Here is a 25606-nt window from a genome sequence, read left to right on the forward strand (position 1 = left end):
CCCTACCGCGCGGCCTTTGACCTCCGACCGGCGCCCAACATTGATCCCGCCCCATGTCGCGCGAGGCCTGCCGGAAGGGCGGCTCGACCGCCGGAACGACGACGGCATAGCAACGGGAACGTTCACGTCTCGATCTTTCTCACACCACGTCGAACTTGACGCCCTGCGCGAGCGGCAACGTCCGGCCGTAATTGATGGTGTTGGTGGCGCGGCGCATATAGGCCTTCCAAGCATCGGAGCCGGACTCGCGGCCGCCGCCGGTGTCCTTTTCGCCGCCGAATGCGCCGCCGATCTCCGCGCCGGACGGGCCGATATTCACATTCGCGATGCCGCAATCGGAGCCGCGTGCCGACAGGAAGGTTTCCGCCTCGCGCAAATCATTGGTGAAGATCGACGACGACAGTCCTTGCGGAACGGCGTTGTGCAACTCGAGCACGGCATCGAAGTCGCGGTATCTGATCACGTAGAGGATCGGGGCGAAAGTCTCGTGCTCGACCGGTCCGGTCTGAGAGGCGATCTCGACCAGCGCCGGGCGGACGTAATGGGCGTCGGCCGCGCCATCGATCGCAACCCGTTCTCCGCCGTGGATTTTGCCGCCGGCCGCCCTGACCGCTTCGAGCGCGCCTTGCATGGCGCGATACGCCGCACCGTCGATCAGCGGACCGACCAGCGTGCCGTTTTCGAGGGGATTGCCGACCGTCACGGAGGCATAGGCGCGCGTCAGCCGCGGCACGAAGCTGTCATACACGCTGTCATGGACGAACAGGCGACGCAGCGTCGTGCAGCGCTGGCCGGCGGTGCCCATGGCCGCAAAGGCGACGCCGCGCAGCGTCAGGTCGAGATCGGCAGTCGGCGCGACGATCGCCGCGTTGTTGCCGCCAAGCTCGAGAATCGCGCGCGCGAACCGCTTGGCGAGCCGCGGGCCGACCGCGCGGCCCATCGCCGTCGAGCCGGTGGCCGACACCAGCGGCACCTTCGCATGATCGACCAGCGTTTCGCCGATGTCGCGGCCACCGAGCAGCACCGTGGCGAGCCCTTCCGGCGCGCTGCCGCCATCCTTCCTGAAGCGCGCCAGCGCGCGGTCGAACAGGGCGAGCGTTGCGAGCGCGGTCAGCGGGGTCTTCTCCGACGGTTTCCAGACGACGCTGTTGCCGCACACGAGCGCCAGCGCCGCATTCCAGGCCCACACGGCCACCGGGAAATTGAACGCGGAAATGATGCCGGTGACGCCGAGCGGATGCCAGCTTTCCATCATGCGATGCTCGCCGCGCTCGGTCGCGATCGTCAGGCCGTAGAGCTGGCGCGACAGCCCGACGGCGAAATCGCAGATGTCGATCATCTCCTGGACCTCGCCGAGGCCTTCGGAAATGATCTTGCCGACCTCGATCGACACCAGCCGGCCGAGCGCCTCCTTGCTGGCACGCAGCTCGTCGCCGAGCAGCCGCACCAGCTCGCCGCGCTTTGGTGCCGGCACCAGGCGCCATGCGCGAAACGCCGCTTCGGCGCGTTCGATCTCCGCCTTGGCGGCCTCGACGCTGGTTTCCCTAACCTCGGCGACGATCTTGCCGGTGATCGGCGAGCGAACCACCAGCGAGCCTTTCGTGTAGCTCTCCCTGGTCACGCCGAGTGTCGAAAGAAGCCTGTCGGCCTCCATGGCGAGATCAACGGTGAGGGCCTGGGTGTGCGCGGCGGATGTGACGGACATGGCAATGTTTCCGGAGCTCGGCGTGAATCTGAACGGTCGCAATCACGCGGATCGTGCGCGCGCGACAGCCCTTTGATCGAACCGAAGTGGTGCTTTCGTCAATCCCTATTCCTCCTCTCACGCGGTCGCCTGGCGCTGCAATTCGGTGAACGGGTGCACCAAGCGCGGCCTCGAACGCGGCGCGGTTCGAATCCACGGCTTAGTTCCGCTGGGCGTCGCCGCCAAGGTTCGACTGGAAGATGCCGGCCGCACTGACCGCGACGCCGACGAGGATCGTACCGACCGTGCTCTCGCGCCGGACCAACCGCTCGCAACCATCGTTTCCTCGCTTGCGACAGGCTTTTTTTTGATGGCGCAGGATGAGCGGCGTCACCCTACTTCATGCAAGGCGCTTTTTCTGACCCCCTGTTCTGTTTTTCTGATCTACCGATCGCCTCAACCCGCGCCACATCGCTCGTTGCGAAAAACTGACACCGTCCAGAATTATTGCGGTGACCGCGGATGCATTCAGACCTGCACCGAGGTCAGCTTCTTCAGGCAGCGCAGCGCAAACGATGAGCGGCTGTGGCGAATGCCTGGAATGCGGTAGAGCTTCTCGCGCAGAAAGCGTTCATAGCCGGCGGTGCTTTCGACCGCGACCTTCACGACGTAATCATAGTCGCCGGTGGTGAGATAGGCCTCGATCACCTCCGGCAAGCTCGTCAGCAATTGGCCGAAACGCTCAAGCATCTCCTCGTCGTGACGATCGAGCGTCAACTCTATGATGACCGTCTCGGGCAGGCCGAGCTTGTCTTGATTGAGCAGCGCCACGTAGCCATCGATATAGCCCTGCGTTTCCAAACGCTTGAGCCTGTTCCAGCACGGTGTGGTGGAGAGACCGACCTTTTCGGCGAGTTGCGCCGTCGTCAGCCGTGCATCCTGCTGCAAGGCGCGCAGGATCTTGCGATCGATCTCGTCGAGCCGAAGCGCATCCTTGCGCGGTGCCTTGACCGGCCTTGTGGCACGTCTAGCTGGCGCCATACCAAGAACCCTTTTCTGGTTTATCCAGCAATATGTAGAAATTTTGTACTGCCGATTTACGGTATACCGGGATTAACGGAACGACAATCCCGACATCCGGCAGTACGATTTACTAACAAACTGAGACCGGACGCGGTGTTTTTTCTCGAACTCCAGACCAGCGACATGCACGCTGCACTCGGCCGCCTGCTCGACCAGACGCGCGTCGCGGGCCTTCGGCTCGCGGCCATCAGCGCGTGCGCGGACGCGAGCGAATGCCGCATCTCGGCCTCCATAGACATCGGTGATCGCGACGCCGTCGACCGGATCGCTCGCCGCGTCGGCGCGTTGTTCTGCATCGATGCGATCGAGGTGAGAGGTGAAAGCCAATGCCCGACTCCGACCTCACACATGCCACCATGAGCCCGCGGCGCGAGGTGGCTCAATCCCCCGTGCCTGCACCGTTGAAGCTTCACGTGCCGGAACCGGCCGTGCGCCCGGGCGGCACGCCCGATTTCTCGAACATCCGCATCCCGCGCGCCGGCCAGGTCGATCGTCCCAGCGTCGACGTGGATGCCGAGGCGATCCGCGATCTCGCCTTCTCGGTCATTCGCGTCCTCAATCGCGACAGCGAAGCGGTTGGTCCCTGGGCCGGCGCGCTCTCGGATAGTGAACTGCTCGAGGGCTTGCGCCACATGATGACGCTGCGTGCGTTCGATGCGCGCATGCAAATGGCACAGCGCCAGGGCAAGACGTCGTTCTATATGCAGCACATGGGCGAAGAAGCGGTGAGCTGCGCCTTCCGCAAGGCGCTTCTACCGGGCGACATGAATTTTCCGACCTATCGCCAGGCGGGACTGTTGATCGCCGGCGGTTACCCACTGGTGGAGATGGCCTGCCAGATCTATTCCAATACCCACGACCCCCTGAAGGGGCGCCAATTGCCCGTGATGTATTCCTCCAGGGAGCACGGCTTCTTCTCGATCTCTGGCAATCTCGCCACCCAGTACATCCAGGCGGTCGGCTGGGCGATGGCGTCGGCCATCAAGAACGACACCAAGATTGCCGTCGCCTGGATCGGCGACGGCGCAACCGCTGAATCCGATTTCCATGCCGCGCTGGTGTTCGCTTCGACCTATCGCGCGCCGGTCGTGCTTAATATCGTCAACAATCAGTGGGCCATCTCGACCTTCCAGGGGATCGCACGCGGGGGCTCCGGCACCTTCGCCGCACGCGGTCTCGGCTTCGGCATTCCGGCGCTGCGCGTCGACGGCAACGATTACCTTGCGGTTCATGCGGTCGCAAAATGGGCCTGCGAACGCGCTCGCCGCAATCTCGGCCCCACTCTCGTCGAGCACGTCACCTACCGCGTCGGCGCCCACTCCACCTCCGATGACCCGGCAGGCTATCGGCCGAAAACGGAATCCGACGCATGGCCGCTGGGAGATCCCGTGATCCGGCTGAAGAACCATTTGATCGTTCGCGGTGCCTGGTCTGCGGAGAGGCACAAGCAGACAGAGGCCGAGATTCTCGACACCGTAATCTCGGCCCAAAGGGAGGCCGAAAGCTACGGCACGCTCCATTCCGAGCAGCGGCCTACGGCACGCGACATGTTCGAGGGCGTGTTCGCCGAGATGCCCCCGCATCTGCGCCGCCAGCGCCAGGAAGCTGGAGTTTGAATCATGACACGGCGGACCATGATCGAGGCCATCAGGGATGCCATGGATGTGATGATGTCGCGCGACGACGGCGTCGTCGTGTTCGGCGAGGACGTCGGCTATTTCGGCGGCGTGTTTCGCGCGAGCCAGGGACTGCAGGCGAAATACGGAACGAGCCGCTGCTTCGATACCCCGATCAGCGAGCTCGGCATCGTTGGCATCGCGGTGGGCATGGCGGCCTACGGGTTGAAGCCATGCGTTGAGATCCAGTTTGCCGATTACATGTATCCCGCCTACGACCAGATCGTTTCGGAGGCTGCGCGGCTGCGTTACCGCTCCAACGGCCAGTTCACCTGCCCGCTTGTCGTTCGCATGCCCACCGGCGGCGGCATCTTTGGCGGGCAGACGCACAGCCAGAGCCCGGAAGCGCTGTTCACCCATGTGTGCGGCATCAAGACCGTCGTGCCGTCGAATCCCCGCGACGCCAAGGGCCTGCTGATCTCGGCCATCGAGGACCCCGATCCCGTGATCTTTCTCGAGCCGAAGCGTCTCTATAATGGCCCGTTCGATGGCCACCATGACCGGCCGTTGACGCCGTGGTCGAAGCACGATCTCGGCGAGGTCGACGACGGACACTTTGCTATTCCCCTCGGCAGCGCCGCGATCCGTAAGCAGGGCAAGGCCGTCACCATCCTCGCCTACGGCACGATGGTTCACGTCGCCGAGACCGCTGCGGCCGAAACCGGCATCGATGCCGAGATCATCGATCTTCGCTCGCTGCTGCCGCTCGATCTCGACACCATCGAAGCCTCCGTCAAGAAGACCGGACGTTGCGTGATCGTTCATGAGGCAACGCTCACATCCGGCTTCGGGGCCGAGCTCTGTGCTCTGGTCCAGACGCGATGCTTCTATCATCTTGAAGCTCCCATCGTGCGCGTCGCCGGCTGGGACACGCCCTACCCGCACGCCCAGGAATGGGACTACTTCCCGGGTCCGGCGCGGATCGGCCGCGCGCTGATCGAAACGGTGGAGGCATGAGATGGCCGAGCGTGTGGTCCGGCTGCCCGACGTCGGCGAAGGCATCGCGGAAGCCGAGCTGGTGGAATGGCACGTGAAGGTCGGCGATGTCGTTCGTGAGGATGCCGTACTCGGCGCCGTCATGACCGACAAGGCGACCGTCGAAATCCCCTCGCCGGCCGATGGACGCGTCACCTGGCTCGCCGGCAATGTGGGCGACCTTCTCGCCATCGGCTCGGACTTCGTTCGGCTGGATGTCGACGGTAAGAGCGAGCCGGTGCCCGAGCCGGCGAAACGAGCATCATCCCCAGCAAGTGCAGATCAGGCCGCATGCGCCCCGCGCGCGCCGGCGAGCGCTCCGCCCGACGCGCAGAGGTCGCAGCCATCCGCTTCGCAGCTCAACCACGCGATCGAACGGCCTTTGGCCGCCCCTGCCGTCCGGCTCCGCGCGCGGGAAGCCGGCCTCGACCTGCGGCAGATTCGCGGCACGGGTCCGGTTGGGCGGATCACTCACGATGATCTCGATGCCCTTCTCTCGCGCGGCAGCGCCGGAACGACGGCGACGCCGTACCTGGCACAAACCGCGGTCACCGATATCAAGATCGTCGGCCTGCGGCGCAAGATCGCCGAGAAGATGTCGATTGCGAGCGCGCGCATTCCGCACATCACCTATATCGAAGAGATCGACGTCACTGCGCTCGAAGATTTGCGCGCAAAGATCAACGCCCGGAAGCTGCCGGGCAGGCCCAAGCTGACATTGTTACCGTTTCTGATGCGCGCCATGGTGCGCGCGATCGCCGAGCTGCCGCATCTCAATGCCCATTTCGACGATGAGGCCGGGATCGTGCACCAGCACGCCGGCGTTCATATCGGGATCGCAACCCAGACCCCGACCGGCCTGGTGGTCCCCGTCATCAGGCACGCCGAAGCGCGCGACCTCTGGGATTGCGCCAGTGAAGTGGCGCGGCTCGCGGAAGCAGCTCGGAACGGCAACGCCACCCGCGACGACCTCACCGGCTCGACCATCACCATCACGTCGCTCGGCGCGCTGGGAGGACTGGCGACGACGCCCATCATCAATCATCCGGAGGTCGCGATCGTCGGCGTCAACCGGATCGCCATCCGCCCGCATTGGGACGGTGCAGCCTTCGTGCCGCGCCAGATCATGAACCTGTCGTCCAGTTTCGATCATCGCGTGATCGACGGTTTCGATGCCGCCCAGTTCGTGCAGCGCATCAAGCTGCTGCTGGAGACGCCGGCCATGATCTTCATTGACTGAAATGAACGATGACCGAGATCACCTGTAAGCTCCTCGTCATCGGCGCCGGCCCCGGTGGCTATACCTGCGCCATCCGCGCCGGCCAGCTCGGTATCGATACGATCGTCATCGAATCCGAAAAGCCGGGTGGCACCTGTCTCAATGTCGGCTGCATTCCCTCGAAGGCGCTGATCCACGCGGCCGGCGAGTATGAAAAGATTGCAGCCGCCGCCGAGGGCAAGAGCGTGCCCGGCATTTCGACCGCAAAACCGGCGCTCGATTTCGCCAAGACCGTCGCCTGGAAAGACGGCGTTGTCCGGCGCCTGAACGGTGGCGTGGCTGGCCTGCTGAAGAAGGCCGGCGTCAGGCTCATTGCCGGGCACGCTCGCTTTCGCGACGGCAAGTCCGTCGAGATCAGGACGCCATCCGGCTCGCAGATCGTTCATGCGGAAACGGTGGTGATCGCGACAGGATCTGAGCCGATTGCGATTCCGACTCTGCCGTTCGGAGGCCCTGTGATCTCGTCCACCGAGGCCCTGGCGCTCACCGACATTCCGAGCAAGCTGATCGTGGTCGGCGGCGGCTATATCGGTTTGGAGCTCGGCACGGCATTCGCAAAGATCGGCGCGGCCGTCACCGTCGTCGAAGCCACCTCACGCATTCTGCCGCAATATGATGCCGGGCTGAGCGCGCCGATCCGAACGCGCCTGAGCGCGCTCGGGATCACAGTTCTGACGGGCGCGAAGGCGAAAGCCCTCGTTTCGAACGGCACGGCGCTCGCGGTCGAGACCGCCGACGGCCAGCAGACGCTCGATGCCGACAGGATTCTGGTGACCGTAGGCCGTAGCCCCGTGACATCGGGTTTCGGCCTCGAGACTCTCGATCTCGACATGAAAGGACCTTTCATCCGGATTGACGACCGATGCCGCACCTCGATGCGCGGCGTCTTCGCCATCGGCGATGTCACGGGAGAGCCGATGCTGGCGCATCGTGCCATGGCACAAGGCGAGATGGCCGCAGAGATCGTCGCCGGCCGTCACCGCGCCTGGGACCGGGTCTCGATCCCGGCGATCTGCTTCACCGATCCCGAGATCGTCACCGTCGGCTTGTCACCCGACGGGGCAACCGCCCAGGGCTTCGACATCAAGACGGACCTGTTTCCGTTCAAGGCCAACGGCCGCGCACTGACGCTGCAACGCGAGGACGGTTTCATCCGGACCGTGGCGCGGGCGGACAATCACGTCCTACTTGGCATCCAGGGCGTCGGAGCCGGCATCGCCGAGCTTTCTGCGGCGTTCAGCCTGGCGCTGGAAATGGGTGCGCGTCTCGAGGACGTCGCCCTCACCATCCACGCGCATCCGACCCAAAGCGAGGCCTTTCATGAGGCCGCTCTGAAGTCGCTGGGGCATCCGATTCACATCTAAAAAAATGAAGGGGGGACCATCAGCCAGACTACCACCAGCTACTACACCGGTCCCACCATGACGATGGTGGGCTGACCTTCGCCGCGTCGGGTCTGCACCCATCGCAAGCCTAATGGCCTTTCGCGATCTGCCTGCCGGCAGCGCAGCGAGCTCGGCCGTCGTCAGGCCGCGCCCGCCACACCGAGCAATGTGCGAGGGACTCCGTTCAGTTCTGCATCAGCTGCTTCGCATTGTCGGGCGTAATGGCGGTGGTCGGCACGGTCACCACGGTCGGCACGTTGTCCGCGCAATCGAGCAGGATGGACTTTGCCATATCGATCGCCTCCGGGCCTCCGGTCGGATACGTGAAGGTTGCCGCCCACTCGCCTTCCGCAACCGCGCGGATGCCGCCGGCGGGCCCGGGCAAGCCATCAGTCCCGAGGATCTTCACCTGATCGAGCTTGCCGGCGCCCTTCGCCGCGAGACGCGCACCGGCCGCCATCATATCGTTGCTCGCATAGACGGCCTTTATGTTTGGATGGGCCTGCAGCATCGCGGCGAACGCAGTCTGCGCCTTATCCGGCAGCCAGTCGGCGGCTTGTTCGGCGACGACCTGGACCTTTGCATTGTCCTTCACGCCGGCCTTGAAACCGTTGAGCCGTTCGACGGCGGGCGTCGAGCTTGGCAGGCCCTGGAGGATCGCCACTTCGCCGCCTTGCGGCAGGAGCTTGTCCGCGACGTATTTTCCCGCCTCCTCGGCGATCTTGAAATTATCCCCACCGATGAAGGCCGTATATTCCTTACCGGCCTCGCCGACCGTCTTGCGGTCGAGCTCGATGACGGGAATACCAGCCTTCATCGCCCGCGCGACCACCGGCGTCAGAGGCGCGGCCTCGAACGGAGAGATCAGGATCAGATCGACCTTCTGGGTGATGAAATTGTCCATCTGTGAGGTCTGCGTGTTCACGTTGCCGGCGCCGTCGGCGATCTGCAGCTTGAATTGCGGCACTTTCTTCGCCGCAGCGGTCAGCTGGTCGTTGACGTGCTGGCGGTAGGGCTCAGCATTGTTCGCCTGCGAGAAGCCGATGACGAACTCCCCGGTCTTGCTGCACTCCTTTGCGAGCGGTGCAGCCTGCGCTGCCCCGGCGACGAGCGTCGCCGTGCCGGCGCCCAGCACCAGATTGGACCAGAACCTTGCCTTCGTAGATACGCGTCGCATGATTTCACTCCCCTGTTGCTTCGAATATCCGCCACTCACGAGCGGTCACTTGCCGGCGGTCGCTGGTCACCACCAGATCCTGACGTCGCCATTGGGGTCAACGACCCAATCCCTCGCGGCGACGAACGAGAGATTGAAGAACCGCGGCCACGACGATGATCGCGCCGGTCGCGAGCAGCTGCAGCGCCGCATTGATGTTGTTGAGCTGAAGGATGTTGGCCAATGCGCCGAGCATGATCGCGCCTGCGATCGTGCCGATCATCGAGCCTGCGCCGCCGAACAGGCTGGTCCCGCCGATCACCACCGCCGCTATCGCGGTCAATTCATAACCGGTGCCATCGTTGGCGCTGCCGAAATTGAACTGGCCGGCGTGGACGATGCCGGCGATGGCCGACACGAGACCCGTGATCGCGTAGACCGAAATCTTGACCAGTGTGACCGGTACGCCGGAGAGCCGCGCCGCCCGTTCGTTGCCGCCGACGGCAAAGACATAGCGGCCAAAGCGCGTGAAGTTCAGCACGAAGGTGGCCACCATGGCGACGACGAGAAACACCAGAGTCGCGACCGGAACCGTGTTGTCGAACAGGCGATCGCCCAGCACCGAGAAAATCGGCGGCGCAAGACCCGGACCATTGCCGTAGGAAATGTTGATGTACTGATTGTTGGAGATCACCAGGGCCAGGCCGCGTGCGACCTGGAGGCCCGCCAGTGTCACGATGAAAGCCTCGAGGCGGAATCGGGTCGAGATCGCACCTTGCATGCAACCGAACAGGGCGCCGCAGATCATGACGAACAGCACGGTCGGAACAAGTCCCCAGCCCCAGGTCGTCATGATCGTGGCGGTGAGCACACTGCACAGACTGAGCAACGCGCCGACCGAGAGATCGATCCCCGCGGTGATGATGACGAAGGTCATGCCGACGGCAATGATGCCCGTCTCGGAAATCGCCCGGACGATATTCGCGATGTTGTCCGGCGCCAGGAACAGCACCGAGCCGTGCCGCCGCGGCGAGAAGATGACGCCGCCGATCGCAACGAGGATCAGGCCGATGACGCTCTGAAAGCGCACCGCGATGGCGAAGAAATCGAGACCGCGCGCCGGTGCCGACTGCGCTGGCGCGGACTTCACGATTGTTGCGGCGTCATTCATCGCTGTCGTCCTCGTTGGATTCGGCTACCGCGAGGATATCGTCCTCCGCGGCGCCGGCGGGAAACTCGGCAACCGTGCGCCCGCCCCGCAGCACGACGATGCGGTCGCACAGGCCGATCAGTTCGGGCATTTCGCTGGAGGCGACGAGAATGCCGACCCCTTGCGCGGCGAGCTCGCGAATCCGGGCGTAGATTTCGCCCTTCGCCCCGACATCCACGCCGCGCGTCGGCTCGTCGAGCAGAAGCAGGCGCGGCTCCCCGAGCACCTCCTTGGCAAGTGCGACTTTCTGCTGGTTGCCTCCGGAGAGGGCGCCGACCGCGAGTTCCGGCCGCGGCGGCCGTACGTCGAATGCCTTGATCGCCTGACCGGCGAGCCTCGCCTGTCGCGCCTGCGACATCAGGAAGAACGGCGACACGCGCCGCAGCACCGAGGCAACGAGGTTGCGCTCGACGCTGTCGCGCAGCATCAAGCCGGCACCGCGACGATCGTCGCTGACGAAGGCGACGCCGGCGCCGCGCGCCTCCGGTATCGACGTCAGCCTGGCCGGCCGCTCCTCGACCTCGACGCGGCCCGACCAGGCGCCGGGGCCGCCAGCGCCATAGAGCGTCGAGAGCAGCTCGGTCCGTCCCGCTCCCATGATGCCGGCGAGACCGACGACCTCGCCGGCGCGCACCTCGAGCGAGACCTCGCGCGGCGCCCGCCAACCAGCCCTGGGCCGGCGCGGGCGATAGGCGGCCTGCTCCAGATGCAGGACGCGGCCGCCGAACGTGCCGCTACGGCGCGGATAGAGCTCCGCGAGGGGCCGTCCGACCAACAATGCCACCAGATCGGATTGCGGCGCGGTCGGCGGCGCCGTCCCCGCGATCCTGCCATCGCGCAAGACCGTCACGCGGTCGGCGACGCGCGGGACCTCTTCGAGCCGATGCGAGATGTAGACGATGCCGACACCGCGCCTTGCGATGTCGCGCATCACGTGAAACAGCCGCTGCACCTCCGCGGCGGTCAACGCGGCCGTCGGCTCGTCCATCACGAGAATTCGCGAGGCGTAGGTCAGCGCCTTGGCGATCGCGACGATCTGCCGCCTGCCGACCGACAATTCACCGACCGGCTGATCGACATCCACATCGAAGCCGATCTCGCCGAGCCTCGCCCGCGCCGCGCGGCGCATCGCGCGGCCATCGAGCACGCCGGCCCGCGTCAACTCCCGACCGAGGAACAGATTGGCGGTCACATCGAGGCTCGGGACGAGATCGAGCTCCTGAAAGATCGTGGCGACGCCCGCGGCTTGCGCGGAGCGCGGATCGGCGAAGCGGACGGAGGTCCCGTCGACGCGGATCTCGCCGTGATCCGGCGCGATCACGCCGGAGAGAACATTCATCAGGGTCGACTTGCCGGCGCCGTTCTCGCCGAGCAGCGCGTGGATTTCCCCGCTCGCGAGATCGAAATCGACGCCGCGCAACGCCTGCGCGCCGCCAAAGCTCTTGATGATGCCACGCATGGCGAGCAGCGGGGCCTGAGAGCCCGTGTTCATTTCGGCCTCCCGCAGGATTCGCGCTCGATGATAACAGCATCGAGTTGAATGGATCGCCGCGCCCCCTGCGGCGCGGCAATCCGCTCCATGAGTAGGAAGGCGGCGCGCCGGCCGATCTCTGCGCAGGGCTGCGCGACCAGCGTCAGGCGCGGCTCGAAGCAATCGGCCCATTCGAAATCGTCGAAGCCGACGATCGAGATATCTTTCGGCACCCGCAATCCGCGCCTGTGGATCGCTTTCATGATACCGATCGTCGCGAGATTGTTGCCGCCGACCAATGCGGTCGGGGGCTCATCGAGGTCGAGCAGTCGCTCCGCGGCCTGCATCGCGCTGTTCGTTGTCGCACTGCCGGTGACGAGAAGGCGTTCGTCGATCACGCCGGCGAGGCCCTCGCGATAGCCGGCGATGCGCTCGAGCGTGGTCGCGAATCCGGGATTGCCGCCGACATAGCCGATACGGCGATGACCGAGCGCGGCGACGCGTTCGACGAGATTGCGCATCGCCTCGCGGTTGTTGATGCCGACCTGATCGAACGCGGCATCGGGCATGCGATCCACCAGCACACAGGGCAGGCCCACGTCGCGCAGATAGGCGAGCGCGCGACGCCCGGGATCGGGGCTGGGCGCGAGAATAATGCCGTCGACGCGCCGCTGATGCAGCGCCATCACGACATCGAGCTCACGGTCCGGGTCATCCTCGGTGTCGGACAGAAACATCATCATGCCGAGGCGCGCGCATTCGGCCTCGATCGAACAGATGATGTCGCTGAAATAGGGATTGGAAATTGAGGAGATGGCGATGCCGACTGAGCGTGTCGAAGCGGCCTTCAGGCTCCGCGCCATCATGTTGGGACGGTAGCCCAAGGAGGCGATCGCCGTTTCCACGGCGCGCGCAGTATCCGGCGCAACGCGCCGCGTGCCGTTCACGACATGCGAGACGGTCGAGACCGAAACCCCCGCCTTGCGCGCGACATCAGCGATGGTCGCCACGTCCCCTCCCGTGCCTGGATAATTGTTGGGCAATCCAAGTTTTGCAGGACTATGGCATACGAAAACGTTTGCGCAATCGTTTTTCTATCTTGTATGCCAGTTTTTCTCGATTATTAGCGCGGCATTGCACCCGATCAGCGCGGCCGGGGCGCCGCCATCATCAGCGCGGTGACCGCATTCTCGGGAATGCCGATACTCATCTGGGGAATGAAGGAGCTCGAGAGCCACGCGGGGCAACACTGCAGGCCGGATGACACCGTGTCTTCCGACGCTCCAACAGTTCGCGGATCAAAGGCAGACGATCATTGCCAAAATACATATCGGTTCTGTCAATGAACACTGTAGGCGATCCGAAGCCGCCGCGTGCGATTACCTCGTCCGTGTTGAGCCTGAGCTGATTCTTGACCGCCTCTTCGTTGATACCTCGGAAAAATCCCGCAGGATCGATGCTCACCTTCTTGCAAATGTTCGTCAGGACAGAATCCTGGGAGATGTCCTGGTCCTCACCCCAATAGGCTTCGAACACGGCAGTTGCGAACGGGACCATCCCGTCGCTGCCGAGCCAGACGCAGCCGCGCATCGCTCTTACGCTGTTCACCGGAAAGACCGTCGGCGGCATCCTGATCACAAGACCGGCCGAACGAGCCCAATCGGCGAGATCTTTCAGCATGTACTGCGCTTTCGACGCGATCGGATTTTCGCGCGAGGCATAAACGCCCGGATTGACCGTATTGAAAATGCCGCCAGCCAGCACGGGCCGCCACGAAAGCGACTCGCCAAACTCCTTCGCCAATTTTTGAATGTTGTGGAAGGCCAGATAGGTCCACGGACTTGAGCAGTCGAAGAAAAACTCGATCATCGATCGTTACACTCACCATCTCTCCGGCACGCGATTTTGCGGGCCGGCATTTCGATTTTCACTCGCCAGAGGCCTCCATGCCGTTCATTCCGTGACGAACCTGGATGCGCCGAACATGGTTCGCCTTGCTTCGTCGGAGAACGGCTCTTTCACGAATTTGCCGACTGCAAGGCCGGCCTGAACTTGTGGCCTTTCGCGAACTTCCGCATACCAGCGCTTTACGTTCGGGAAGTCGTCGAGTGTGAAACCTTGCGCCTGATGGGTCATCGTCCAGGGGAAGCAGGCCATGTCGGCTATCGTGTATTCGTCGCCAGCAACAAAGCGCCCGGTCTTGCCCAATTGATTATCAAGCACACCATACAGTCGCGTTGCCTCACGCTGATAACGGTCGATCGCATACGGGATCTTCTCCGGCGCATAGAGACGGAAATGACCGTGCTGACCAAGCATTGGTCCAAGCCCGCCCATCTGCCACATCACCCATTGGACAACCCGGGTACGGCCGCGCATATCCACTGGCAGAAAGCGTCCCGTCTTCTCGGCCAGGTAGATCAGAATAGCACCTGTCTCGAACACAGAGAGAGGCCCGCCACAGTCGGCCGGCGCGCGATCAACGATCGCCGGAATACGATTGTTCGGGCTAATGGCCAGAAAGTCGGGCTTGAACTGCTCACCCGCGCGAATATCGATCGGAACGACGGTATACGGCAGCCCCAGCTCCTCGAGCAGGATCGAGATCTTCCAGCCGTTTGGGGTCGGCGCATAGTGCAAGTCAATCATTCCGGACCTTCCTCGAAATCACGATCGACCCAATTGCGCGCGCTGCTTGCCATCTCTGGACCCGGACTCGACAACTCGCCACGTGAGCTCGATGTTGCTCGATCTAGGGATCAGCCGGCTCAAGTCTTCCTGTATTCTCCCTGGGTCTGTTCGACGAGCCGGGCAACGGACCCGGCCTGACGAACGTGTCCACCACGTTGCTCAGAAGCTGCGAGACATTGTTCTCGAATCCGTGAATCGGCAGGGCACTCCCGAATGCGATGGATCCGGTTGCAAATACTGCACCATTGTTGGGTGCCTCGAAGTACACCATATCGGCCCGCAGGATGTAGTTGTGCGTCCCGCTGAATCCCTGGTGGGCGTGGGCTCCCTCCTCGTCGTGGGCGATGTAGTTGTCGGGGTGTCCGCCCGAGGATGCGATGATCCTGGCATTGGGCGGCGTGCCGAACCCCAGCTTGTAGCAGTCGATCTCAATGCCCGCCGCTCCGCCGTTGCCCAGGCCGAAATCACCGATGATCTCGCCTTCGATCCCCTCGGTGATCCATGCCAGCGCGGGATCGTAGCTGTCGGGCATCCGCCGGTAAGGTTGGCTATGGGCGAAGCCTTCGCCGGCAAACGTATTGCCGACCAGCTTCTGTCCCCAGCGCTGGAAGCCGGTCCAGATTCCGCCCATCTGTCCCGTCGTGGCGAGGTAGTACTCGCCCGGCCGCGCCGCCCAGGCAATCCAGTGTCCACCTGTCTTGCGGCACTCCATGATCCACGGTTCGTCGTCGCGAAACGCCACATTGCAGCAGAAGCTGTTCGCGCCCATGCAGATAAAGCGACCGCCGCCGGCGATGTAATCCTCGTGCGCGTCGAGCATGCGCTCCGAATGATATTCCGGATGCGTGGAATTCAGAATGCACGCATAGGGCGCCATCGCGGCGACACCCTCCAGATGTACATCTTCGTCGGTCAGCACGTCGTAGTCGTAGCCCTTGTGCTCGAGCCATGCCAGGATCGAGAGGTCTGCCGGAAAATTCCAGGGCAAGTCGAAGGCGGCGATCCGGTATTTGGGCCGCATGTTCACCATCGGACGACGGTAGCTCGTGTAGCAGACGCCGGCGCCGTCCGCATGCGTGTCGTAGCACCCCGCACCGAATTCCGGATTTTCGTAGATTTCGATATCGACCTCGGAGACCGTCGGCGGCTGACCCGCCATTGGCTGCACGATCTGGCCGTCTGTTGCGAAGCGCTCGTTGGCATAGGCCAGATAGGTCGCGGTGGAAAACAACAGAGCAATTCGCGCCGTAGGCATGCGGGGCCGAACGAAAAAAACGATGTACTCTTCGGCCAGGCCCTTGCCGTCGCCGCCGCGTACTCTCATCGCGTAGGCTCCGCTGCGCAGCGTTTCGGGCAGCTCCAGCGTCTTTGTGGCTTTCCAATTGCTGTCGATCATCGCGTCGGCATGGAACTCGATGCCGCCGTATTGATGCGGGGCAAGCCGGAAGCAGTCGTTGCGGCCGTTCCAGTTGTAGCCGGTCTGTGCACGCACCGGCCTGTTGTACCCCTTCGCATCGAGCCGGTTTGGTCCAATGTCGACTACGAGATCGCCGATCCCACGATCTGTATACCCCTTCGTCGTGTCCCAATATGCGACCATGCCGTCCGATGGCGGCTTCCCGCCCGCGCGGATCGCATCGAGCTCGTCGCGAGCCAACGGGCGATCGAACACACCGCAACGATCGACCTTCCCGCAGTAGAGCTGCGACACGAAGTGACCGCGCAAGGCGTGCCAGTCGCGCGAGCCCGCCACAAGGAACGGCGTATCGGGCAGGTTGTTCTGCCTGAATCGAAACATCTCCGACACATGCGAGCGGTATTCGACGGGCGCGACCTTGCTGAGCAGGCTGTTGTAGCGGTTGACGACGCCTTCCTGGTGCAGCGTGGCGCGGCCGCTTCGCGCATCGAAAGTGGCCGCGACGAAGTACCAAGCCTGCTTGTGCAGCGGCAGCTCAGCCTGCAGGTAGTCGATCTCGTTTCCGCACCCGACCCAGAACTCCAGCCTGCCGCTTGGATTGATTCCAAGACCATAGCCGTGATTCCTGTCGTTGTCCCAGCGGCCCAGGAGGCATTGCCGATGCCCGACATCGGGCCATGTCGGCCAGATGAATGCGCAGAGCGTGATGCTGCCGTCGAGCGCGAGCTTGCGATCGGGGTCGGCCACCTCGAGGAAGGCACCGACCTGCGTGAACTGCTTCTCGACCTGCCAAGTGCCGTTGGCGACGCAGTCGATCTCTTCCTCGATGAATCCCGGACCATGCGGATGCTCGTCGCCGTGGATCAGGCGCACGAGATGGGCTTCAGCGGTCGACGTCCCATCGGCACTGACATGAAATTGTATGGTATCGCCCGGCTTTACCGAGATCTTGTCTGCGTAACCGAATATCTTGATCTGCGCCATGGTGCGGAGTTTCCCATCGAGAAGCCGGACAAGGTGCCCTGCCCGGCAGACGTGTTGCGCTAGGTTTCGAGAAGGTCGCGGATGCAGCGCAGGAACAGGCCGTGACGGGCATCGTTCGCCGATGTGTAAATGGCACCATCGATCAAACGCGGTGGGACTCCCCGACGTCCTGAGAGCCTGACGACCTGATAGCGCCGGAACGGCTCGATTGCTTTGACCGCATATCTTTGTTCAAGCGGGCGTTGACGAAAATAGATCAACAGTCGCTCGAGCCTCTCGCTGTGCTGTCCCAGCGCCGATTGCCGGTGCTCCTCGATGACCTCGGGGTTCACCAGCCTCCGCAGATACTCGCGGCGGAAGCCGTCGAATCGATCCCGGACGATGATGTCGCGGTCCTCGGACCTGTCGTATTCGAGAGGCAGCATCCTCAGCTCTCCACCTGCAAATGTTCAACGTAAGCCATGGTCGCGGAACGCGCCGACGCGGCTCCCCCTGACGGATGCATCAAGCCCACTGCTTTTCCTCATTGACCCAGGCAAGCCCCGGCAATCGGCCGGCCCCCGCGAACGCCTCCACGACGTTCGCCAACACTCGGGATGCGCTGTTGCTGAAATTGTTGATCGGTAGCGATTGCGCGAAGGCGACCGAGCCACATGCAAACACGGCGCCACCATGGGGGGCCGTGAAGTAGGTCATGTCGGCATGAACCCGCCAGTCATACGACCCATAGAGCCCAAGGTAGGAATAGAGGACGAGCTGCTGGTTCACGACATAGCTATCCGTGTGGCCCCCTGACGAGGCGATGATCTTGGTGTGGGGCGGCGTGCCCAGAGCGCGGTCGTAATAATCGAGCGCCAGCCCCGCGGCGCCGTCGTTGGCAAGACCGGCGTCACCGATGATCTCGCCATCGACACCTTTGGTGATCCAGGACACTGTGCGGTGATAGCTGTCCGGCATCCTGCGGTAGAGTTCGCTCCGTCCACCGCCCGCGCTGCTCAGGCCTATGCCAACCAGCTTCTGGGTCGCCCGTCCGAGTACCTTCCAGGGACCACCACGCATCCCGTCCGTTGCCATGTAGTGCTCGCCGTAGCGGGACACCCATGGCTTGTATCCATCATCGCGGCGTCGACATTCCATGATCCATGGCTCGCCATCGCGGATGCCCGCCGTGGCGTTGAACCCGTTGCCGCCTGCATAAATGTAACGACCGCCGCCGGCGATATAATCCTCAGTCGCATCCAACATTTGCTCGGTGTAGTATTCCGGACGCGAGCCGCTGATAATGCATGCGTACGGCGACAGCGCCTCCGCCCCGTCGCGATGGAGGTCCTCGTCGGTCAGGACCTCGTACTCGAAGCCGCTCTGGTCCAGCCATGCGATGATCGATAGGTCTGCAGCCAATCCCGAAGCCACATCGAGGCTCGGCATCCTGTACCTCGGCCGCATGTTCATGACCGGACGGTGATAGGAGCTGTAGCACACGCCATTGCCATCGGCGTGCATGTCGTATGTCGACAGCCCGAAATCGCTTCGCATATACATCTCGATGTCGATATCGGACAGCACAGCCGACTGTCCCGTCAAGGCTTCGCGCTCCGGGTGATCGAAACTCAGGCGCTCGTTCGCAAAGGCAAGGTAGGTGAGCGTCGGAAACAGGAATGCAATACGCGCCCGCGGCCTTCCTGGCCGCACGAAGAACACGACATGCTCCTCGCTCACGCTCTTTCCCCAGCCGGATCGCAGCCTCATGGCATAGCAGCCGCTTTTGAGGCCGTGCGGCAGGGCGACGGTCTTGGTCGCCTTCCAATTGCAATCCGTCAGCGCGTCGGCATGAAACTCGATGCCCCCGAACTCCTGCGGAGCCAGGCGGAAACAATCGGTGAAGCCGTCCCAGTTCCAGCCGGTCTGGCCGCGAACGGGCCGATTGTATCCTCGGGCATTCAGCTTGTACCGACCGACGTCGACCACGAGATCACCGATGCCGCGATCGGTGTATCCCGCGCTCGTATCCCAGTACGCGACCAGGCTGTCCATTGCGGGCACGAGCCCGCTCCTGATCGTGTCGAGCTCGGCCGACTGTAGAGCCTGGCCAAATGCACCGCACCGGTCGATCTTGCCCCAATAGAGCTCCGACACGCACGTCCGCTGTTGCGCGTCGCGGCTACGCGAACCTGCCATCAGAAACGGAGTTGAGGCCAGGTTGCCGGGCCTGCTCCGGAAAGTCGCAGACGTGCGGGATTCGTAATCCACCAGCGCGACCTTGCCCAACAGGCCGTTGTACCTGTTGCCGACGCCGACCTGGTGCAAGGTCGTGCGCCGGGTCTGGGCATCGAAGGTCACGGCCACGAAATACCACATCTGCACCTGCAGCGGCACGTCGGCGGTCAGGCGCTCGATCTCCTCGCCCCGTCCGCTCCAAAACTGCAGATAGCCTTTCTCGTCAATGCCGATGCCGTAGCCCTGCTTCCGATCGCCGTCCCATCGGCCGATTATGGTCTGCCGTTTTCCGGATGCCGGCCATGTCGGGTGAACGAAGGCGAACAGAGTGAAGCTATTTGCGAACGCCAGCCGCGCCTCGGGGTCATCCACTTCGAGGAACGATCCTACCTGGGTGAATTGCCGCTCGACCTGCCACCTGCCGTTCGCGGTACACGCCACCTCTTCCTCGACGAAGCCTGGTCCTGATGGGTTCTGATCGCCATGGATCAGGCGCACCAGTTGCGCCTCGGCGGTATCAGTCCCCTCGGCGCTGACATGAAACTGAATCGTCTCACCCGGCTTGACCGAGATCCTGTCCGTGTAGCCAAAAAGTCTGACCGGTGTCACCGCCAACTCCCTCATTTAAAGCCCGCCGTCCGCCGCGCAGGTCGGAACGCTTCATCCGTGATCAGGACTCCAGCAGATCCTGAACGCGCCGCATAAAGACGCCGTGGCAGGCCTCGTCCGGCGTCGCGTAGATGCGGTCCTCCACCACACGCGGCGCTACGCCACGGTGTCCTGACAGGGCGACGATGCGATAGCCTTCGAAGCGTTCCACGGCCATGATGGCGTACTTCTCCACCTGAGGACGGGTACGGAAGTAGATCAGGAGCCGTTCGAGCGCCTCACTGTGCTGCCCGTTGAGGGAGTGGCGGTGCTCCTCGATGATCTCCGGTGACACCAGGGTCTTGAGATGGTCGCGGGCCATCTTGTCGTGGCGCCGCTGGTAGATGACGCTCTTGTCCTCGGTCTCGGTCGCTTCCTCGGGCAGCATCTCGCCGCCCTTCTCCGCTCGCGTCGATCGCCGCTCGCTCTTCTTCTTGTCGCGCCAGGCACGGAACTGCGCCTTGATGCCGAACAGCCCGTTACGCAGGTAGAGCACGACCAGGAGCATGATGAGCCCGATGATCATGAAGCGAGCCGGACCCCACGTATTCAGCACCTGGTCGAAGAACACAACGATGAGCGTGCCGACCACCGCGCCTTCCGCGCGTCCAACGCCGCCGATGACCAGCATGGCGAGGCCGAGCAGCACGGTATCGAAGTTGAAGATCGAGAAGGCCACCCCGCCGAAATTCGAGGTATAGAATCCGCCGATGAAACCCAGCGCCGCCGACGAGATGAGGAACACCCAGACGCGCGCCTGGCGAAAGTTGACCCCGGTCGCCTCGGCGAAGGCCTCGCGCTTTTCGGGCGCCATGCGCAGGATTCGTCCAAGCCGGCGGCCGTTGACGAACCGGTAGAGCAGCAAAGCCAGCAGCATCAGGCCGAAGCAGGCGTAATACGCCAGCAGCAGCTGACCTAACTGCGACCAGTCTTCCGGTATGTAAGTCACGGCGCCGTACAGGCCGCCATTCGCAGACCCGAACTCCTTTGACGTCACGAAGTAGACCCGACAGAGCTCGTTGAGCCCTAGGGTGAGAAGCGCATAGTAGAATCCGTCGAGCCGCGTTGCCGGCAGCGCGATGATCCCACCGAAAGCCAGCCCCACCAGAGCCCCGATCGGTGGCAACAACCACCAGGGCAATGCGAACTTGACGGCAAGCAAGGCCGTCACGAACGCTGCCGTCCCGACGACTGCATAGGTTGCGAGCGAAAAGACGCCCGCGGTTCCCATGATGAGCATCCAGCACAGACTGATAGCTGCATAGATGCCGAACGTGGCTCCCGCCGTCAGCAGCGTGTTCTGCAGATCACCTGGCGTGAACAGGGGAGCGATCGCCAGCGCGAGAAGCCCCAATATCCACCAGAGGGGCCGCTTGTCGACGATCGTCTTCTCCGCGCGCAAGGTCTTTGGGTTGTACTCCCCGCGCAGGCGAAGCACGCGGCGGCGGGTCGGCCAGTAGCGAAGGCGATTCCACATCGTTCCGCCGTGGCCTGGCCATTTGTAGTAGTAGCGAAGCCGGCCGACGGCATTCAGCTTCGTTGCCGATCGACGAGTTCCTTCCCAGACCTCCTGATGGCTGCGGAACGGAATGGTCGGGAGCTCTTCGACGTCGCGCTTGCCGCCCCACACGAAGAGCGGATTGCGCCACTTGATGCCGCTATCCATTGACATTGCTCAGGCCTCCCTCGCCCTGTCGAGCAGCCCGGCAATGCCGCGCGGGCGGACCAACAGAATGGCGATGATCACGACGAACTGGGTGATGAGAACGTACCGGCCGCCGATCGATATGCTCGTCAGCGCCTCGTTGAGGCCGAGCACGATGGCGGCGATGACGGCGCCGCGCACGCTGCCGAGCCCGCCGCAAAGCGCAATGCTGACCCCCTTGATCATCGGCATCAGTCCGCCGAACGGCGAGATGTAGTAGGTCTGGGAGAGAAGAACGGCCGCGAGACCCGCCAACCCGCCCGTGATGCCCATGACATAGAACGAGGTTCGCCGAACGCCGATGCCGACGATGGATGCCGCATGCGGATTCATCATCATGGCGCGGATTTCGAGGCCACGGCGGCTCGACTGCATCCACCTCAGAACGACCGCCAATATCAGGACGGATGTCACCACGTTCCCGATCTTGTCGGCCGTGAAGACCACACCCGGCAGGGACACCGACCAGTTGCCGAAGATATCCGGCAGACTCTTCGAACGCGGGCCGAACCACCAGAGCAGACATTGCGTGCCGATCAGATTGATCGCGAGCGTCGCAATCAGACCTCGAATGGTGAAGTGTGGCTTGTCGTGGATCGGTATGAACCCGATCGCGCAGATGATCACTCCTCCGAGCGCGCCTGCGAGGATACCCGTCGCCAGCACCGCGGGCCCGGATGTGGAGACATGCTGCGCAAACAGCCAGGCGCCATAGCCCGAGAATGCGAATATGAAGCCGTAGGCGAGGTTGAGCAGGCCAAGGCTCGACCAGGTGATCGAAATTCCGATCGCAAGCGTGCCGTAAATGCACGCAAGGACGATGGTGTTGCTGACGATGAACCAGATATCCACGTTTTACGCCTTTCGATAAACGTTCAACGCGAGGGCCGCCGAGGCCTCACCCTTGAGCTTTCCGACATGCATGCCGATGACGCGGTCGACCCGTCCTTCCAGCAGCGCGACGTTCTGCTCCGCGATGATCATCGCGGCATTCCCGAGCTTGACGGCCATCAGAGCGTTGATCACGCTCTTGCCGATCTTGGGCGCCAGCCCGAGCGATGGCTCGTCGACGAGGAACAGCGACGCGTCCGTCATCAGGCCGCGGCCGATCGACACCATGCGCCGCTCCCCGCCCGACAAGCGCCCCACGGGTACGCTCATCAGCTTCCGCAACGGTGGAAATATCTCCAGGATGCGGAGCTTGCGCGCAGCGCGATCGCGCCAGGCCGCCGCGGTGTAGGCCCCGGAATCGAGATGCTCCTCGACGGTCAGGCCATGGAAGATCTCGTCGCCCTGAGGAATCAGCGCCAATCCTGCGCGCACGATTTCGTGGGTGTAGCGCCCCGGCCCCTGGCTTCGCGTGCGACCGACCTCCCTGCCGTTCAGCTTGATCGAGCCGCGCTGCCAGCCGGTAAGTCCGGCGATTGCATAGAACAGGGTCGACTTGCCGTGGCCGTTCAGGCCAACGATGCCGATCCGCTCCCCACACTGGACGACGAGGTCAAGATCGTGGATGACGCGAACCGGCCCATAGCCTGCGGACAGTCCGTTGACGTTCAGGACTTCGCGCTGCGGCTGACGTGCCGGAGCTCCCGGCAAATGGTTGCTCACGGAGATATTCATGTATCCGCCTCTTCGCTGAAGTCCTCGAAGTAGGCCGCGTGAACCTTCGGGTCCGCCATGACGTCGTCCATCAGGCCCTCGGAAATGACCTCCCCGGCGTCCATCACCAGAATGCGGTCGGCGATCGTCCCAAGGAGTTCGATGCGATGCTCGACGATGAGGATCGCAATGTTCATCTCCTTTGCGAGGATCCGCAGCAGAGTATCGATCTCGTCGACCTCCGAATTGATCAGGCCGGCCGCCGGCTCGTCCAGCAGCAGCAACGAGGGCCGGCGCATCAGCAGGCAGGCCAGCAACAATTTGCGCCGGTTGAAGGTCTCGAGCTGCGTCGCCGGCGTGTCGTCACTGATCTTCAGACCGACGAGGTCGGCGCCATATTCGGCGTCGAACCTCGTGAGAAACGGACGGTGAGCCTGACGCGCCGCTTTGAACGTCTCGCCGACGGTCAGTTCGTCAGGCACCACCGGCGTCTGGAACGTGCGGCCGATCCCCAGGCGCGAGCGGGAATACAACGGTAGGCCCGTAACATTTTCACCCTTGAACCACACTGAGCCGCTCTTTGGCGGCATACGGCCGGACAGGATTTCAAACAGACTGGTCTTGCCCGCGCCGTTCGGCCCGATGATGCCCAGCACTTCCCCGGCCTCGACATGCAGGCTGATGTCGCGGAGGATCTCGCGACCGCCGAGATCGAGCGCGATGCCGGTGCAGGAGAACAGGGCGGCCTTTCCGCCCCGTTCAGCTGCATCGTTTCGGGAGATTTGTCTGAGCATCAGCTCCACCACGGCGCAGAGATCAGCTTCGTTTCCGAGACCGGGCCGGGATAGACGATCTTGTGCTCGCCGCCCTGGATCTGGACATAGAGCTGCGCGACGCCGGCCTCGAGCTTGCGCGCCTGCAATTCGTCGCCTCCATTGTCCGGGAAATGGAGCGCTTCCTGATATGGGTTGCCCATATCGACGTAGCCGCAGACGCCGCGCTGCGGGTTGGTCCGGATCCAGTCGCAGACCTCCCTGAACTTCCGGGGATCGCCGACTGCTTCCCAGGCCTTCTTGAGGTAGTAGGTCTGATCGTAAGCAATGCCGGTATAGGCAAGCCCGGCAATGCCGGGGAAGCGCTTCTTGTACTTCTGCCTGTAGGCGAGCCCCCTCTGGTCACCATAGATGCCCATGGTCGTGCCCCAGACGAAGCCGTTCGCCGCCGAACCGGCAAGCTCGAGGAACTCCGGCTGCGAGGGGCCGTATTGTAGGTAGACGAGCGAGTCGCGCACGGGGCTTGCCACAAACTGCTTGCAGAAAGCGGCGTATTCAGCAGCCACCCAATGGTCCACCATGATCGCGGCGGCATCGACCTCCTTCATCTCGCGAATGACCGGTGCCCAGTCCTGCACGGGATACTGGATATCCGTAATGCGGGCGACCTCGAATTTGCCGCGCCGCTTGATCGCTTCCTGGGCCGCGCGCGATATCGTTTGGCAGTAACCGATCTGCTCCTGAATGATGTGAACCTTGCGGTTCTTCGGCTTCCAGACGCCCCCCTGCTCCTGGTCTTCCAGCCAGACAGCATAGCTCCATCCGTAGTTCACCTCAGAGGGACAAAACTGGAAGATGTGACTGTATTTGTCCGGCTGCTCCTTGACGGCAGCGGTGCCGGCGCGTTGCGCGTTGCCGTTGATGTAGGGACATTTGTACTTCGCCGTCGCGTCCATCGCCGGCAAGGGGACGAGCGTGAAAGCAAAGGAGATCGCGTCGACCTTGGCATCAACGCAGGCGGCCAGCGCCTGCTTCGAGGATTCCGGGGAGAGAACATTCATGTCCGTTGTGAACAGCTTCAGCGGCCTGCCGAGGATGCCGCCTGCGGCATTGATCTCTTCCATCGCGAGCGTCGTCCCGTTCAGGAAGTCCTGGTGATCCGCGACACCCGCTGCAGCCGTCTGACAGTAGGGAACGCCGAGAACGATCGGTTGTGCGGCAAGCGCCGACCGTCCGACAAATGGTGCGGCCATGGCTGCGCCGATGCCCGCGGTCACTGAACGCCTGGTGAGTTTGAGAACCATCCGAGCAACCTTTCCAGCAATGGCGCGCGGGTTCTCGGCATCACGACCGAGACCGGGCCCGACCTCTGTTAGAGCAAGACGATGCGCGCAAACACCGTCGGGTGGTGCGGCCTCGATCCGGATCCCACGGACTGTGGTGGTTTCGGCCGAACCGCATTTGTCAGAGCCTCGGTCTTCTGCCGATTTTCAGCAATACGTCAGCTGACCGATTTTGAAGTGGCCTGGAGGGCCTGGTGTGAGCCAGAACTACGCTGCGGGTGCGAACCGAGCTCAGGGTGACGACTTGCGCAGCAAGCCGCGCCCAGATTTTCATCAGTCGGCAGCGCGGAAGGTCATCTTGCGTCAG

At 63.2% G+C, this 25606-nt stretch carries 22 protein-coding genes and 1 pseudogene; 4 read left to right on the plus strand and 19 right to left on the minus strand.

What is annotated here, in order from left to right:
* Positions 1-139 precede the first annotated feature (139 nt).
* From amaB to ACVWZ4_RS33425, 4 genes are all read right to left on the minus strand, one after another.
* On the minus strand, positions 140-1705 hold the full coding sequence (gene amaB / locus ACVWZ4_RS33410; RefSeq protein ID WP_456790454.1) for an L-piperidine-6-carboxylate dehydrogenase: 1566 nt from the start codon (positions 1703-1705) through the stop codon (positions 140-142).
* 199 nt (positions 1706-1904) lie between these two features.
* Complete coding sequence (locus ACVWZ4_RS33415) at positions 1905-2078, minus strand: hypothetical protein (protein ID WP_456742037.1); 174 nt, start codon at positions 2076-2078, stop codon at positions 1905-1907.
* A gap of 134 nt (positions 2079-2212) precedes the next feature.
* Positions 2213-2725, minus strand: coding sequence for an Lrp/AsnC family transcriptional regulator (locus ACVWZ4_RS33420; RefSeq protein ID WP_456702937.1), 513 nt, complete (start codon positions 2723-2725; stop codon positions 2213-2215).
* Positions 2726-2797: 72 nt separating this feature from the next.
* A complete protein-coding gene (locus ACVWZ4_RS33425) occupies positions 2798-3094 on the minus strand; it encodes a hypothetical protein (protein WP_456734755.1) in 297 nt (98 codons plus the stop codon).
* Positions 3095-3123: 29 nt separating this feature from the next.
* On the opposite strand from ACVWZ4_RS33425, the gene ACVWZ4_RS33430 reads away from it, so the two are divergent.
* Genes ACVWZ4_RS33430 through lpdA form a run of 4 tightly spaced genes read left to right on the plus strand, consistent with a single transcriptional unit; the run spans position 3124 to position 8061 of the window.
* Positions 3124-4383: a thiamine pyrophosphate-dependent enzyme gene (locus ACVWZ4_RS33430; RefSeq protein ID WP_456742303.1), complete on the plus strand. Its 1260-nt coding sequence runs from the start codon at positions 3124-3126 to the stop codon at positions 4381-4383.
* 3 nt (positions 4384-4386) lie between these two features.
* Positions 4387-5400 carry an alpha-ketoacid dehydrogenase subunit beta gene (locus ACVWZ4_RS33435; RefSeq protein ID WP_456742038.1) on the plus strand — a complete coding sequence of 338 codons (1014 nt, stop codon included), beginning with the start codon at positions 4387-4389 and terminating at the stop codon, positions 5398-5400.
* Position 5401: 1 nt separating this feature from the next.
* Complete coding sequence (locus ACVWZ4_RS33440) at positions 5402-6658, plus strand: dihydrolipoamide acetyltransferase family protein (RefSeq protein ID WP_456742039.1); 1257 nt, start codon at positions 5402-5404, stop codon at positions 6656-6658.
* Positions 6659-6666: 8 nt separating this feature from the next.
* On the plus strand, positions 6667-8061 hold the full coding sequence (gene lpdA, locus ACVWZ4_RS33445; protein ID WP_456742040.1) for a dihydrolipoyl dehydrogenase: 1395 nt from the start codon (positions 6667-6669) through the stop codon (positions 8059-8061).
* A 205-nt stretch (positions 8062-8266) separates the two neighbouring features.
* On the opposite strand, the gene ACVWZ4_RS33450 is transcribed toward lpdA, so the two are convergent.
* From ACVWZ4_RS33450 to ACVWZ4_RS33520, 15 genes and pseudogenes are all read right to left on the minus strand, one after another.
* Entirely contained in the window at positions 8267-9259 is a 993-nt protein-coding gene (locus ACVWZ4_RS33450) for a substrate-binding domain-containing protein (RefSeq protein WP_456742041.1), read from the minus strand.
* Between the two features lie 97 nt (positions 9260-9356).
* Complete coding sequence (locus ACVWZ4_RS33455; RefSeq protein ID WP_456742042.1) at positions 9357-10409, minus strand: ABC transporter permease; 1053 nt, start codon at positions 10407-10409, stop codon at positions 9357-9359.
* The gene (locus ACVWZ4_RS33460; RefSeq protein WP_456742043.1) at positions 10402-11940 is read right to left on the minus strand and encodes a sugar ABC transporter ATP-binding protein; all 1539 of its coding nucleotides are present in this window, start codon (positions 11938-11940) and stop codon (positions 10402-10404) included. The genes ACVWZ4_RS33455 and ACVWZ4_RS33460 overlap by 8 nt, the downstream gene beginning before the upstream one ends.
* The gene (locus tag ACVWZ4_RS33465) at positions 11937-12929 is read right to left on the minus strand and encodes a LacI family DNA-binding transcriptional regulator (protein ID WP_456702929.1); all 993 of its coding nucleotides are present in this window, start codon (positions 12927-12929) and stop codon (positions 11937-11939) included. The genes ACVWZ4_RS33460 and ACVWZ4_RS33465 overlap by 4 nt, the downstream gene beginning before the upstream one ends.
* Before the next feature lie 196 nt (positions 12930-13125).
* Positions 13126-13788 (minus strand): DsbA family protein, encoded by a 663-nt coding sequence (locus tag ACVWZ4_RS33470; RefSeq protein ID WP_456742044.1) that lies wholly within the window; start codon positions 13786-13788, stop codon positions 13126-13128.
* 84 nt (positions 13789-13872) lie between these two features.
* Entirely contained in the window at positions 13873-14568 is a 696-nt protein-coding gene (locus ACVWZ4_RS33475) for a glutathione binding-like protein (RefSeq protein ID WP_456742045.1), read from the minus strand.
* Between the two features lie 103 nt (positions 14569-14671).
* Positions 14672-16408 (minus strand): N,N-dimethylformamidase beta subunit family domain-containing protein, encoded by a 1737-nt coding sequence (locus ACVWZ4_RS33480; RefSeq protein WP_456742304.1) that lies wholly within the window; start codon positions 16406-16408, stop codon positions 14672-14674.
* 123 nt (positions 16409-16531) lie between these two features.
* Positions 16532-17011, minus strand: a pseudogene (locus ACVWZ4_RS33485) (LamG domain-containing protein); the annotation flags it as partial.
* 59 nt (positions 17012-17070) lie between these two features.
* Positions 17071-17436 carry a hypothetical protein gene (locus tag ACVWZ4_RS33490; protein ID WP_456763614.1) on the minus strand — a complete coding sequence of 122 codons (366 nt, stop codon included), beginning with the start codon at positions 17434-17436 and terminating at the stop codon, positions 17071-17073.
* Positions 17437-17515: 79 nt separating this feature from the next.
* A complete protein-coding gene (locus ACVWZ4_RS33495) occupies positions 17516-19837 on the minus strand; it encodes a N,N-dimethylformamidase beta subunit family domain-containing protein (protein ID WP_456734744.1) in 2322 nt (773 codons plus the stop codon).
* 61 nt (positions 19838-19898) lie between these two features.
* On the minus strand, positions 19899-21548 hold the full coding sequence (locus ACVWZ4_RS33500; protein WP_456742047.1) for a branched-chain amino acid ABC transporter permease: 1650 nt from the start codon (positions 21546-21548) through the stop codon (positions 19899-19901).
* A gap of 3 nt (positions 21549-21551) precedes the next feature.
* Positions 21552-22433 carry a branched-chain amino acid ABC transporter permease gene (locus ACVWZ4_RS33505; RefSeq protein ID WP_456742048.1) on the minus strand — a complete coding sequence of 294 codons (882 nt, stop codon included), beginning with the start codon at positions 22431-22433 and terminating at the stop codon, positions 21552-21554.
* 3 nt (positions 22434-22436) lie between these two features.
* The gene (locus ACVWZ4_RS33510) at positions 22437-23204 is read right to left on the minus strand and encodes an ABC transporter ATP-binding protein (RefSeq protein WP_456734741.1); all 768 of its coding nucleotides are present in this window, start codon (positions 23202-23204) and stop codon (positions 22437-22439) included.
* Complete coding sequence (locus tag ACVWZ4_RS33515) at positions 23201-23989, minus strand: ABC transporter ATP-binding protein (protein ID WP_456742049.1); 789 nt, start codon at positions 23987-23989, stop codon at positions 23201-23203. Before ACVWZ4_RS33515 ends, ACVWZ4_RS33510 begins: the two co-directional genes overlap by 4 nt.
* Positions 23977-25260, minus strand: coding sequence for an ABC transporter substrate-binding protein (locus tag ACVWZ4_RS33520; protein ID WP_456734739.1), 1284 nt, complete (start codon positions 25258-25260; stop codon positions 23977-23979). The genes ACVWZ4_RS33515 and ACVWZ4_RS33520 overlap by 13 nt, the downstream gene beginning before the upstream one ends.
* Between the last annotated feature and the right edge of the window lie 346 nt (positions 25261-25606).

This window comes from Bradyrhizobium sp. USDA 4472 (assembly GCF_054058595.1).